Source organism: Halarchaeum sp. CBA1220 (assembly GCF_003721175.2).
Classification (GTDB): domain Archaea; phylum Halobacteriota; class Halobacteria; order Halobacteriales; family Halobacteriaceae; genus Halarchaeum; species Halarchaeum grantii.
Window position 1 is genome coordinate 379,789 of the sequence record NZ_CP054708.1, and the last position, 12,086, is coordinate 391,874.

General features: G+C 65.8%; 9 protein-coding genes and 1 CRISPR repeat array. Of the genes, 4 read left to right on the top strand and 5 right to left on the bottom strand.

Annotated elements, in window-relative coordinates; genetic code table 11:
• Positions 1-37: 37 nt before the first annotated feature.
• The 3 genes from EFA46_RS12360 (at position 38) to EFA46_RS12370 (ending at position 3,098) form a co-directional block, all read left to right on the top strand.
• Positions 38-664, top strand: a complete 627-nt coding sequence (locus tag EFA46_RS12360; RefSeq protein WP_176969888.1) for a TetR/AcrR family transcriptional regulator — start codon at positions 38-40, stop codon at positions 662-664.
• A gap of 89 nt (positions 665-753) precedes the next feature.
• The gene (locus tag EFA46_RS12365; protein WP_123077898.1) at positions 754-1,515 is read left to right on the top strand and encodes a helix-turn-helix domain-containing protein; all 762 of its coding nucleotides are present in this window, start codon (positions 754-756) and stop codon (positions 1,513-1,515) included.
• Between the two features lie 104 nt (positions 1,516-1,619).
• Complete coding sequence (locus EFA46_RS12370) at positions 1,620-3,098, top strand: amidohydrolase family protein (RefSeq protein WP_123077900.1); 1,479 nt, start codon at positions 1,620-1,622, stop codon at positions 3,096-3,098.
• Positions 3,099-3,107: 9 nt separating this feature from the next.
• On the opposite strand, the gene EFA46_RS12375 is transcribed toward EFA46_RS12370, so the two are convergent.
• Positions 3,108-3,716 carry a nitroreductase family protein gene (locus EFA46_RS12375; RefSeq protein ID WP_123077902.1) on the bottom strand — a complete coding sequence of 203 codons (609 nt, stop codon included), beginning with the start codon at positions 3,714-3,716 and terminating at the stop codon, positions 3,108-3,110.
• 273 nt (positions 3,717-3,989) lie between these two features.
• On the opposite strand from EFA46_RS12375, the gene EFA46_RS12380 reads away from it, so the two are divergent.
• Positions 3,990-4,190, top strand: a complete 201-nt coding sequence (locus EFA46_RS12380) for a hypothetical protein (RefSeq protein WP_123077904.1) — start codon at positions 3,990-3,992, stop codon at positions 4,188-4,190.
• Positions 4,191-4,194: 4 nt separating this feature from the next.
• Here the strand turns inward: EFA46_RS12380 and EFA46_RS12385 are convergent, their stop codons facing one another.
• The 4 genes from EFA46_RS12385 to cas4 all read right to left on the bottom strand — a co-directional run bounded on the left by EFA46_RS12385 (position 4,195) and on the right by cas4 (position 12,084).
• Positions 4,195-5,877, bottom strand: a complete 1,683-nt coding sequence (locus EFA46_RS12385) for a histidine kinase N-terminal 7TM domain-containing protein (RefSeq protein WP_123077906.1) — start codon at positions 5,875-5,877, stop codon at positions 4,195-4,197.
• A 120-nt stretch (positions 5,878-5,997) separates the two neighbouring features.
• Positions 5,998-10,137: direct repeats of the CRISPR family, unit length 30 nt; unit sequence GCTTCAACCCGACTAGGGTTCGTCTGTAAC.
• 103 nt (positions 10,138-10,240) lie between these two features.
• Complete coding sequence (gene cas2, locus EFA46_RS12390; RefSeq protein ID WP_123077908.1) at positions 10,241-10,504, bottom strand: CRISPR-associated endonuclease Cas2; 264 nt, start codon at positions 10,502-10,504, stop codon at positions 10,241-10,243.
• A gap of 3 nt (positions 10,505-10,507) precedes the next feature.
• The gene (gene cas1b, locus EFA46_RS12395) at positions 10,508-11,500 is read right to left on the bottom strand and encodes a type I-B CRISPR-associated endonuclease Cas1b (RefSeq protein WP_123077910.1); all 993 of its coding nucleotides are present in this window, start codon (positions 11,498-11,500) and stop codon (positions 10,508-10,510) included.
• A 2-nt stretch (positions 11,501-11,502) separates the two neighbouring features.
• Positions 11,503-12,084: a CRISPR-associated protein Cas4 gene (gene cas4, locus EFA46_RS12400; protein ID WP_176969889.1), complete on the bottom strand. Its 582-nt coding sequence runs from the start codon at positions 12,082-12,084 to the stop codon at positions 11,503-11,505.
• Positions 12,085-12,086 lie beyond the last annotated feature (2 nt).

The window sequence follows — 12,086 nt, forward strand, 5'->3', positions numbered from 1 at the left end:
CGCGGCCCTAATAAGTCGCTCCCGCGTAGGAGCGCGTATGCCCGCCGCGAACGACTCCGCGTCGTCACGCGAGACGCGCGAAGCCATCATGGAGGCGACGTTCCGTGCGCTCAGCGAGCACGGCTACACCGACCTCCGCGTGCGCGACATCGGCGAGGAGTTCGAGAAGAGTCGCACCCTCATCCACTACCACTTCGACGGCAAACACGACCTCATCTCCGCGTTCCTCGAGTACCTCGTCGAGCAGTACGAGGACCAGCCGGACGTCGACGCCGAGGCCGACCCGTGGGCGACGCTGGAGGCGCGCATCGAGCAGTGTCTCTTCGGGCCCGAGCTCGGCGCCGACTTCGACCACTGGGAGCGCATGACCGTCTATCACGAGCTCTTCTCGCAGGCCCAGCATCACGAGCGCCACCGCGAGCTGTTCACCGAGCACTACGCGGTCCTCCGCGAGAACGTCGCCGCGGTGCTGCGCGCCGGCATCGAGCAGGGCGCGTTCCGCGACGTCGACGTCGACGACGTCGCCCAGCTCCTCACGGACGTCATCCACGCGGCGCGAGCGCGCAAGATCTCGCTCGGCCACGACGACGCCCCCGAGCAGGCGCATCGCGCCGTCGTCGAGCACGTCTTCCCGACGCTCGAACCCGAGGACGGCACGGCATAAGCACGGGCCTCGTCGAGGGAGCGGTGCCGGCCGAGAGTTGGGATATCCCAACACGGTCCTCTTGTGTCTTCGCGGCCCAGATAGGGGCGATGCGCGAGTTCGCCTTCACCGTCACCTACGAACGCGGCGTGGACGAGCTGATGGACGTCTTCATCGAGAACCCCGGCCTCGTCTCACACACCGTCTCCTGTCACGCGAGCGAACACACGATGTGGCGCGTCGACGAAGTGACCGGCCCCGAGGACGCGCTCGCCGAGTACGACCGCGTCATCGAGCGTCTCACCCGGTGTTCGAGCCTGCGTGGGATGGGGGGCTGTGAGGTCGACTGGCGCTACGAACTCCTCGACGCGGACGCGACGAGTCGCGTCATCTACTCGCAGCAGTCCGAGGGCGAGGGCTGTCGCTCGATCCCGTATCTCGTCGCGTCGCGCCTCGGAGACGGCGTCCTCGTGCAGGCCGAGCAGCGCGAGCGCGAGTACGTCTGGCGCATCCTCGCCGAGGACGACGTCGCGATGAGCGGCGTCTACGAGGATCTCGCCGCCCACCTCCGCGACGGCCTCCGCCTCGAGTTCGACCGCGTCGAGCGCGCGTCGAACTGGTCGAATCGCCGGACCGACGACGGCGTCCTCACCCCGACACAGCGCGACGCACTCGCACTCGCCGTCGAGCACGGCTACTACGACCAGCCACGGCGGAACTCCATCAAGGAGATCGCGCGCATCGAGGACATCCCGACGTCCACCCTCCAGTATCGCGTCAATCGCGCGGAGAGCGCACTCATCCGCTCGGTCTTCGGTGAGGGCGCAAGCGACGACGGCGGGCGCTCGCGCGTCGCGGCGCCGACGCAGTGAGGGACCGATAGCGACCCCGGTGGGTGCTCGCGGCGGAACTCGCGGCGGCTTGCGATATGCCGAACGAACGCCTAACTCGCCGACGGGGATACGACGAGTCGTCCATGGTAGACGACACGGACCACGACGACGCGGACGTCTCACGACGGAGCTACCTCAAGGCGGGCGCCGCCGGTCTCGCCGCCGTCGCGTTCTCCTCGACGGCGAGCGCGCAGGCGGACCAAGGCGACGGCCGCGGGCGCGGCCGCGGCACCCGTAACTCGGTGCTCATCGAGGGTGGCACGCTCGTCACGGTCGACGAGGAGTACGGAATCCAGCGCGACACCGACCTCTACGTCGAGGACGGCGAAATCAGGCTCATCGGCGACGACCTGCAGGTGCCGGCGGCGGACGTCGTCGACGCGAGCGACAGCGTCGTCGTCCCCGGGTTCGTCAACGCTCACCTCCACACCTGGGAGTCGGGCGTGCGCGGCATCGCCGGCGACTGGACGTTCATGGAGTACCTCGAGAAGATGCTCGGGAAGGTGAGCGCGCAGTACCGACCCGACGACGCCTACCTCGGGAACCTCTTCGGCGCGGTCATGCAGCTCAACGCCGGGGCGACGACCGTGCTCGACTGGTTCCACATCGCGAACTCGCCCGCGCACTCGGACCGCGCCATCGACGGCCTCGAGGACGCCGGCATCCGCGCGCTGTTCACGCACGGCCCGCCGGGCGACGACAGCGCGAAGTGGTGGGACAACAGCTCGACGACGCACCCTGACGACATCCGGCGGCTCGCGACCGAGCGCTTCCCGAGCGCGGACGGCCGCCTCACGCTCGCGATGGGCGCGCGCGGCCCCGACTACTCGACCGACGAGGTCACGCGGAAGGACATCGAGCTCGCGCGCGAACTCGACATCCCGGTGTCGATGCACATCGGGTCGCTCGGCTCGGGCGGCGTGAAGACACTCGACGACCTCGGTCTGCTCGGCGACGACCTGAACTACGTGCACGCGAACCGCCTCACCGCCGAGGAGTTCGAGCTCATCGGGACGTCCGGCGGCTCCGTCTCCACGACGCCGGAGGTCGAGCTCCAGATGGGGATGGGGATGCCCGCGCTCGGTGACGCGCTCGACGCGGGCGCGGTTCCCTCCGTCGGCGTCGACATCGTCTCGAACGTCAGCGACGACCTCTTCACGCAGTTGCGCATGGCGCTCCAAGTCGAGCGCGGCCTGCGCAACCAGCCCGAGGTGGCGGCCGGCGAGCAGATTCAGGAGGTCACGCCGAGCGCGCATCGCGCGCTCGAGCTCGCGACCATCGAGGGCGCGCGAGCGCTCGGTCTCGAGGACCGAATCGGCTCGCTCACGCCCGGCAAGCGCGCGGACATCACCGTCATCGACGCGGACGACCTGAACACCGCGCCCGTGCACAAGCCCGTCGAGACCGTCGTCTTCCAGGCGGGGATCGAGAACGTCGACACCGTCCTCGTGGACGGTGAGGTCGTCAAGCGCAACGGCCTCGTGCACAACCCAACCGCACAGCAGAACCTCGACCGTCTCGAGCAGTCCGCGCGTCGCATCCTCCGCGAGAGCGGGCTGTGAGCGCCGCCGTCAGAAGCCGCCGCGCGTGACGATCTCCGAGAGGGGTTTGCGGCCGTTCGGCGTCTCGCCGCCACGGAGGTCGTCCGGGAGCGTCTCGGCCGGGGCGCGTTCGCCGATAGCGACCATCACCTCGACGTCGTAGTCGGCGGGCACGTCGAGGGCGTCGGCCGCGGCGTCGCGGTCGAACCCGCCCATCGGGTGGACGACGAGGCCGCGTCGCGTGCCCTCGAGCGCGAGGTTCTCCCACGCCGCGCCCGCGTCGAAGGTGTGCGCGGAGAGCGTGCGACCCTTCGCGTCCGTCGTCTCCGAGCAGAGGACGGCGAGCACGGCGGCGTCGGCCGCCCACCGTCGGTTGTGGTCGTTCACGAGCCCGAGGAAGGTCTCCCACTCGTCGTCGCCGCGCTCGGCGTACGCGAACCGCCACGGCTGGCTGTTGCGCGAGGACGGCGCCCAGCGCGCCGCCTCGAAGAGCGGGAGGTACTCCGACTCCGCGAGCGACGCGCCCGTCATCGCGCGCGGCGACCAGCGGTTGACGAAGAGCGGGTCGACGTCGTGCTCCGGCGTCCGGTTCGCGGCGACTTCCTCGCGGAGCGCTCGCGAGGATTCGGGCTGAGTCATTGTGGGAAGCTACGCGGCAGTGAAACAAACCCCCTTCGGCAGCGGTGGCGTCGGCCGCGAATCGACCGAGACGCCGACCCGGGCGGGCCCTCGACGCGACCCTCGGGTTTAAGCCGGTGGGAGGACAATCGACTCGTGTAGCTGTTGCTTTGTCTCGACGGCGATTCCATCCGCCACCCCTCGACCGGTGACCGACGGCGCGGCGCGGCGAGACGTGCGGCGTCGGCGCGTTCGGGCACACGCTTTATCCGGCAGCCGACCGTTGTTTCGGGTATGGACAGACTCACGCGTGCGGTCAGTCGAGCGAAGTACGCAGCGGTCGGTGCGGCGGTCGGCGCCGGCCTCGGCGGTCTCGTCAGCCGGAACGCGGCGAGCACGGGCGGCGCGCTCGGCGGCCTCGTCGGTGCGGCACTCGGCGAGACGAGCGTCGGCGTCGCGGACACCTACACGGATCTGAAAGAGCGCGTCGAGTAGCGACTCACGCCGCGTCGTCGACGCGCTCGACGCCGGTGAACTCGAAGCGCGCGCCGCCCGCCGTCCCGGTCGTTATTCTGACGCTCCACCCGTGAGCGGTCGCGACGTCGCGGACGATTGAGAGGCCGAACCCGGAGCCACCGTCGCGCGTCGAGAACCCCGAGTCGAAGACGTTCTCGCGGCTCGCGACCGGGATACCGCGCCCGTCGTCCTCGACGTAGAAGCCGTCCGGGAGGTCGCCGACGCGAACGACCGTCGCCGCGTCGTTGTGGTCGCGGGCGTTCCGCAGGAGGTTGTCGAGCACCTGCCGCAGGCGGTTCTCGTCCGCGAGGACGACCGCGTCCGTTTCGACGTCCACGTGCAAGGACGCCCCGGGGACCGCCGCGCTCGCCGTCTCGACGACGTCGGCGAGCCGGACCGGCTGGGGGTCGGTGACCGTTTCGCCCTGCCGCGAGAGCGTGAGCAGCTCCTCCAAGAACGCGTTCGAGCGAGCGGCGGTCGTGCGGATCGTCTCGAAGTAGCGCGGGTCGCCCGTCTCCTCCGCGAGGTCAGCGTAGCCCGCGATGAGCGCCAGCGGGTTCCGAAGGTCGTGTGCGACCACGGTCGCGAACTCGTCGAGGCGGACGTTCCGGCGCTCGGCGTCGCGGCGCTCGCGCTCGATGGCCGAGACGTCCTGTAAGAGGACGACCCAGCCGTACGTCTCGCCGCCGCGTGTCAGCGACGAGCGCGTGAACTGGACGATGCGTTCGCGCCCCTCCGCGTCCGGTTCCTCGAGCGTCACGAGCACCGGCGACTCCGTCGCGAAGCGCTCGTACTGCGGGAGCACGGCCGACGCGTCGCGCCCGAGCGCGTCCGCTCGCGTCCCGAGTATCGCCTCCGCCATCGAGTTCAGCTCGACGACGCGCTCGTCCGCATCGAGGACGACGACGCCGTCGCTCATCTGCGAGAGGACGACGTCCCACGCCACCGGCACCACGTCGAGGACGCGATACCGGAAGATGGCGAGCCCGAAACAGACCGTCGAAAGCGCGATCGACACCGGCGTGAGGTTCACGCCGACCGTCCCGAACGGCGACAGGCCGACGAGCTCGAAGGCGTTCAGCGCGAGCGGGACGAGCGCGCCCCCGACGAGGAGTGCGCCCTCTCGGCGACGCGACGTGCCCGTCCCCGTGACGTGCCGCGTGATGAGCAACGCCCCCGCCGCGACCGCCGTGTACGAGTACGCGAGGAAGAGGTGATAGAGCGGGCCCAGCGTCGTGTCGAGCACGACGAGCGAGGACGCGACCGCGAGGCGCGCGTCGATGAGGACGAGCGACCACGGGTTCGTCGGGAGCGCACAGAGGAAGGCGAGCGGAATCGCGGCGACCGCGAGGGCACGCCGCCACGTCAACCAGCGCTCCCGGCCCGTGTACGCGACCGCGAAGCAGAGCCACGCCGGCGGGACGAGCGCCCCACCGAGGTGGAGGAGCTTGTACGTGACGAGCTTCACCTCGAACGCCGTCGCCGCGAGCGACACCGCGTAGACGCCCGCCCACACCGCCGCCGCGAGGCAGAGCACCACGAACGACCCCAGATACCAGCGCCGCCCCTCGCGGCGCACCACCAGCGACCCATAGCACGCCCAGACGAACGACGTCGTCGCTGCGAGGAACAACACCAGCACGTACGGAGTCGATTGCCACGGCATTACCTGTCAGTAGTAGAACTGAGGGCGGTGGCGGACTAAAAGGCGACGGGGCAAAAGTGGGGCGCCGAACCCGACGCTACCGCCTGCACTCGTCAGCGATCACACACGGGACGTGACGTCCGCTGTGACTCGACTGGGGTTGGCTGTAACCGGACGGCTGTAGCCGACGGGCAGGACATGGAACGCTTCAACACGACTAGGGTTCGTCTGTAACCGTGGGATGCGCGTGTGTATGTCCTGTGTCGGTGATGGGCTTCAACCCGACTAGGGTTCGTCTGTAACCATCTGGAAGCGCAAGATGTCTTCGGATGGTTGCTCTTGGCTTCAACCCGACTAGGGTTCGTCTGTAACCTGCGCGGGCGAATGGTCGCGGAGGTATCGCCACGCGCTTCAACCCGACTAGGGTTCGTCTGTAACACTGCCATCGCACCGAACGACGCCGCGAGCGGCAGGCTTCAACCCGACTAGGGTTCGTCTGTAACCCCCCTCAACGGGGGTGACGGCGCGCGTCTCCTATGGTGCTTCAACCCGACTAGGGTTCGTCTGTAACTGGCCTTGCAACAGACATTGCGAAGGCTGACCTCGGGCTTCAACCCGACTAGGGTTCGTCTGTAACCACCTACATTAGTCAGAGCCAGTACCGCCAGTACCGGCTTCAACCCGACTAGGGTTCGTCTGTAACGCTTGGCTGGGGCGGCACCGCCGGCGTTGAGTGGGCGGTTGCACAGTCCGCTTCAACCCGACTAGGGTTCGTCTGTAACGCGGCAGCCACCCGCTCGACGCGAGCGTTCCGAACAGCTTCAACCCGACTAGGGTTCGTCTGTAACTCGCGACGGCCGTCGGCGGGCCGTCGCGCGGAACTCTGCTTCAACCCGACTAGGGTTCGTCTGTAACTGGACGAGCTGACGATTATAGGTCAGATAAGCGACAGCTTCAACCCGACTAGGGTTCGTCTGTAACTCGTGCTCGCGGACCACCACGGCCACGAAATCAACGCTTCAACCCGACTAGGGTTCGTCTGTAACGCCGTCGTCTCCGAGCATCGCTCCCCGGATCGCGTAGCTTCAACCCGACTAGGGTTCGTCTGTAACCCGTCCTGTCGGAGATCGTGGCCGAGCCCGGCGTCGCGCTTCAACCCGACTAGGGTTCGTCTGTAACCAGGTGTCGCAGCGACACGCTGGCGCGTCTCGATCGCTTCAACCCGACTAGGGTTCGTCTGTAACACCGACGCGGCCAAGCGCTTCGCCCAGCTCGTCGCGCTTCAACCCGACTAGGGTTCGTCTGTAACCGCTGTACGTCAGCGAATACTCGCGTTTCAGCCTCTGCTTCAACCCGACTAGGGTTCGTCTGTAACCTGCGCTGGGACGTGCTCGCGGTAGACCGGGTCATCGCTTCAACCCGACTAGGGTTCGTCTGTAACACTCATCTGGTGGGTTGGTCCGACCTACGACCAGGCGCTTCAACCCGACTAGGGTTCGTCTGTAACTCGAACGGGCGTGTCTGCCTGGCAGAGGTGAGCACAGCTTCAACCCGACTAGGGTTCGTCTGTAACTCCGCATCAAGCATCGACGCGAGGCCGCTAAGGCCGAGCTTCAACCCGACTAGGGTTCGTCTGTAACACGCCGCCGTCCTCTGCTGTAACTACCTCGGGATGGGGCTTCAACCCGACTAGGGTTCGTCTGTAACCCCGGAGCGGGAGCAGGCGGTGCTCGCCGAGCTCGCGGCTTCAACCCGACTAGGGTTCGTCTGTAACGCTGGGACGCGATGTACCCGAAGAGCGCCATCGCGAAGCTTCAACCCGACTAGGGTTCGTCTGTAACTTGCGGGGTCATGCGCCAACACCTCGGAGGCCGCCGCTTCAACCCGACTAGGGTTCGTCTGTAACGTCCTGCGTATCGCTCATTCCGCGTTCACCTCCGACGCTTCAACCCGACTAGGGTTCGTCTGTAACCGTCGCAGCTGGGGACTGGGCACGACCTCTATGGCTTCAACCCGACTAGGGTTCGTCTGTAACGGAGTTACTGACCTCACTCACCGGCCCACCCCCCGCTGCTTCAACCCGACTAGGGTTCGTCTGTAACCGAGTTGGCGGTGACCGACGCACTCGCCACCGAAGAGCTTCAACCCGACTAGGGTTCGTCTGTAACACGCCTACGACGCGTGGATGCCCGCACAGGAGAAGCTTCAACCCGACTAGGGTTCGTCTGTAACGATGGCACCGACCCAACCGCCGGGACGGACATCGGCGCTTCAACCCGACTAGGGTTCGTCTGTAACCCCGGAGAACCTCCGCACGAAGGCATTCCACGGCGAGCTTCAACCCGACTAGGGTTCGTCTGTAACGCGCGTTCATCCTCCAAGGCGAGGCCGACGAGCAGCTTCAACCCGACTAGGGTTCGTCTGTAACTCTCCGGGCCTTTAAGCCGGCGTAGACCACCATACCAGCTTCAACCCGACTAGGGTTCGTCTGTAACAGGAGATCGACAAGACCGAGGCCGACCTCTCGAAGATGCTTCAACCCGACTAGGGTTCGTCTGTAACTGTCCGACTCGTCGGGCACGACCCGCAACTCCGGACGCTTCAACCCGACTAGGGTTCGTCTGTAACTCGTCGACTTCGACGCCCGGCCGCGCTCCGTCGTCACGCTTCAACCCGACTAGGGTTCGTCTGTAACGACGGAGGACCTCGCCGTCGTGCCGAACGTTCACCTCGCTTCAACCCGACTAGGGTTCGTCTGTAACCACTGACCGGTTCGTCGCGCGGCGTCATCTCGCGGTAGCTTCAACCCGACTAGGGTTCGTCTGTAACCCGCGCGTTCATCCTCCAAGGCGAGGCCGACGAGCAGCTTCAACCCGACTAGGGTTCGTCTGTAACCGTTCGCGAGCAACCACGACTCGGACATGGGCGAGTGGCTTCAACCCGACTAGGGTTCGTCTGTAACGCTAGAGCCGCCGCTCCGGGTGCTCGAGGAGCTGGGGCTTCAACCCGACTAGGGTTCGTCTGTAACGACGGCGTCCTGGAGCGCCTCGTGCGCCTGCTGCTCGCTTCAACCCGACTAGGGTTCGTCTGTAACGTCGATCTGGACGATGCTCACGGCGGTGGTGCTGTGCTTCAACCCGACTAGGGTTCGTCTGTAACACGGCCTCGGGCACGAGTACCGTGACGCAGCGCGGGCTTCAACCCGACTAGGGTTCGTCTGTAACAGGCTCTGGTCACTCACTTGCATCACCCGACTCGTCGCTTCAACCCGACTAGGGTTCGTCTGTAACCCGATCTTCGTCCTGCTCTCCCTCGACGTCCTCGTCGCTTCAACCCGACTAGGGTTCGTCTGTAACACGAACTAGAGGAGAGATGGAGAGCCACGAGTGGACGCTTCAACCCGACTAGGGTTCGTCTGTAACCCCACGTCCCTGATTTGCGTACGGCTGGCGCTTGAGGCTTCAACCCGACTAGGGTTCGTCTGTAACGAGCGCATCCGCGCGATCGTCCGCGAAGAACTCAAGCTTCAACCCGACTAGGGTTCGTCTGTAACGTCCCGCTTCTTCCGCCGAGAGGTGTCCCCGGTGAGCTTCAACCCGACTAGGGTTCGTCTGTAACGCGAGCCTGACGCTCACCGCCCTCGACGCCGAGAAGCTTCAACCCGACTAGGGTTCGTCTGTAACAGTGTCTCCCGGAGGTCGCTGATCGGCTCGGTTCCGCTTCAACCCGACTAGGGTTCGTCTGTAACTGGACGCAGTTCACCATCGGCATCGACTCGCTCTCCCCGCTTCAACCCGACTAGGGTTCGTCTGTAACTAGCCGCGACATCGACCACCTCGATATTCAGCACGGGCTTCAACCCGACTAGGGTTCGTCTGTAACGTGTCGCTGAGTTTGTCCGTCTCGAGGCCATCCTGCTTCAACCCGACTAGGGTTCGTCTGTAACTCGTTGACCGTGGAGAGGTTCCGGGGTTCGTCCGTGAGGCTTCAACCCGACTAGGGTTCGTCTGTAACGTTGACGATGTAGGTGCCGCGACGCCGCCGTTCGATGCTTCAACCCGACTAGGGTTCGTCTGTAACCTTCGAGAGCGTTGTCGTCGAGGGCCTGCGCCCCGTCGCTTCAACCCGACTAGGGTTCGTCTGTAACGCGTCGGCTTCGACCACTCGGAGCGCGACGGCCGGATGCTTCAACCCGACTAGGGTTCGTCTGTAACGGGAGACGGGGCTACACGGAGAGCGAGATCGGAGACCGCTTCAACCCGACTAGGGTTCGTCTGTAACCATGGCCGATATGGGAGCGACAGCGCTTCTATAGTCGGTGTCCTCATGAATATTTCCGTCGACCGTCGATAGCGGGTAAGCCCCTGGGGGGTCGACGACGGGACTACAGGAACTGCTGCTCGTCCATCGGGTCGTCACCGAAGACGGAGCGCTCGACGTAGCTCTCGCCAGCCATCCGATAGACGATGACGGACTCACCGGGTTCGAGCATGGTGTCGAGTCGACCCTCAATTTCGGTGAGCTGGCCGTCGCTGACGGGGCCTTCGAAGACGGAGTGCTGGACGTGGGTGAGGTATCGCCGGAGATACTTGAGGAATTTTGAGGTGCGGTCGGCCTGCACGTCGTAGACGACGAGAACGTACGGCATCGATCACCACCACCGCTTGAACGGAACGTACTCCTCGCCGGTGAGGAGGTGTTTCTTGAGTTTGTACGCCTCGACGCGAAGGAGGTGCTGGTAGCTCACGTTCCGGTTAAGTCGGGGGTGCTCGACGGTCCGTTGGAGCGTCTCCTCGAACGCCTTCGAGAACGTCTTGCGGCCGGGTTCGGTGAGGAGGCAGGCGTTGAGGTCGTCCTCGAAGTCGTCGAGTCCGATCTGACTCCGGTTGACGAGGCGGAAGATGACGCGGTCGGCGAGAAGGGGTTTGAAGACGTCGGCGATGTCGAGTGCGAGCGAGTAGCGGCGTTCGCCGGGTTCGTGGAGGAAACTGACGGCGGGGTCGAGGGCGGTCGCACGGATCGCGGAGACGACGTTGGCGTAGACGAGCGAGTTCGCGAAGGAGATGAGGCTGTTCACTTCGTTCTTCGGCGGGTTGTACTTGCGGCCGCCGAAGACGAACCCGTCGGGGAGGATGGCGTCGAAGGTGGAGTAGTAGGCTCTGCGGGCGGTGGCCTCAGCGCCCATGAGTTCGCTCACGTCCATCCCGGGTTCAAGGGTGTCAGCCTGCGCGTCGAGGCGCTCAACGACGCCGGTAAAGTCGTGCCCGCGGTTGTCGTAGTACGTGACGTTCGCGCGCATGTTGTGAATGCTGCCGGCGATGAACGCGCGGGCGAGCGCGCGCCGTCGCTCAGGGTCGTCGTAGGCACGGACTTGCTCGACGACGGTGTTCCCGGAGGTCTGGCCGCGCTCGGGCATGACCGAGCCCGCGTAGTAGTCCTTCCAGCCGAAGACGTGTATCGCGACGCCAGCGTCGTTGAGGAAGGAGACGAGGCGGGTGTTGAAGTCGATCTGTCCGTGGAGGAAGAGCGCTTCCGCGTTCTCGATGGGGAGGTATTTCTTCTCGTCGTCGGGCGTGACGAGACGCACGGTGTCGTCGTGGCGTTCGAGGCGGCCGTCGGTGAAGGCGTGGTAGTTGTCGGTCATGGCTAGCAACTCCAGCAGAAGTCGTGATAGGCGCACGCCTCGCAGAACGGCTTCTCCTCTGCGGGCGGCGGACTGTCGGCGGTGACGACGGCGTGCACGCCACGGATAGCGTTCTCGACCCGCGCTTCGTTCTCGGCGGTGAGTTCGACGGTCTCGCGACGGCGCTCGGTCGGATGTGCGAGGACGCCGTCGCGTTCGACGCCGACGACGCGGTCGAGATACCAGAGGTAGTAGAGCAGTTGGAGCTTCGCGGGTTCGACGAGCGCGGAGGAGGGCTTGACTTCCACGACGCGGCCGTCGTCGAGGACGTCGATGGCGATGGTGCCGTCGATGGAGACGTGCCGGCGCTTGTCCGCGTACGCGCTCTCGTCGACCTGCGTCCCGCGAACGACGGCGTCGTTGTCGCGGTCGATCTCGAGGTGTCGCGAGGCGAACCAGAGCTCGCGATCACAGACCTCGTAATACTGCATCATCACGCCGGTGACGTGGAACTCGTCGGTCGCGGCCTCGTCGCGCGCGGAGCGCAGGAGCAACTCGACGGGGTCGGCGTCCGTCGCGTCGTCGGCGGCGGTGTCGTCGGACATGG

Coding starts and splice junctions, on each gene's coding strand:
- EFA46_RS12360 (WP_176969888.1), top strand. CDS start 38: ATGCCCGCCGCGAACGACTCCGCGTCGTCACGCGAGACGCGCGAAGCC.
- EFA46_RS12365 (WP_123077898.1), top strand. CDS start 754: ATGCGCGAGTTCGCCTTCACCGTCACCTACGAACGCGGCGTGGACGAG.
- EFA46_RS12370 (WP_123077900.1), top strand. CDS start 1,620: ATGGTAGACGACACGGACCACGACGACGCGGACGTCTCACGACGGAGC.
- EFA46_RS12375 (WP_123077902.1), bottom strand. CDS start 3,716: ATGACTCAGCCCGAATCCTCGCGAGCGCTCCGCGAGGAAGTCGCCGCG.
- EFA46_RS12380 (WP_123077904.1), top strand. CDS start 3,990: ATGGACAGACTCACGCGTGCGGTCAGTCGAGCGAAGTACGCAGCGGTC.
- EFA46_RS12385 (WP_123077906.1), bottom strand. CDS start 5,877: ATGCCGTGGCAATCGACTCCGTACGTGCTGGTGTTGTTCCTCGCAGCG.
- cas2 (WP_123077908.1), bottom strand. CDS start 10,504: ATGCCGTACGTTCTCGTCGTCTACGACGTGCAGGCCGACCGCACCTCA.
- cas1b (WP_123077910.1), bottom strand. CDS start 11,500: ATGACCGACAACTACCACGCCTTCACCGACGGCCGCCTCGAACGCCAC.
- cas4 (WP_176969889.1), bottom strand. CDS start 12,084: ATGTCCGACGACACCGCCGCCGACGACGCGACGGACGCCGACCCCGTC.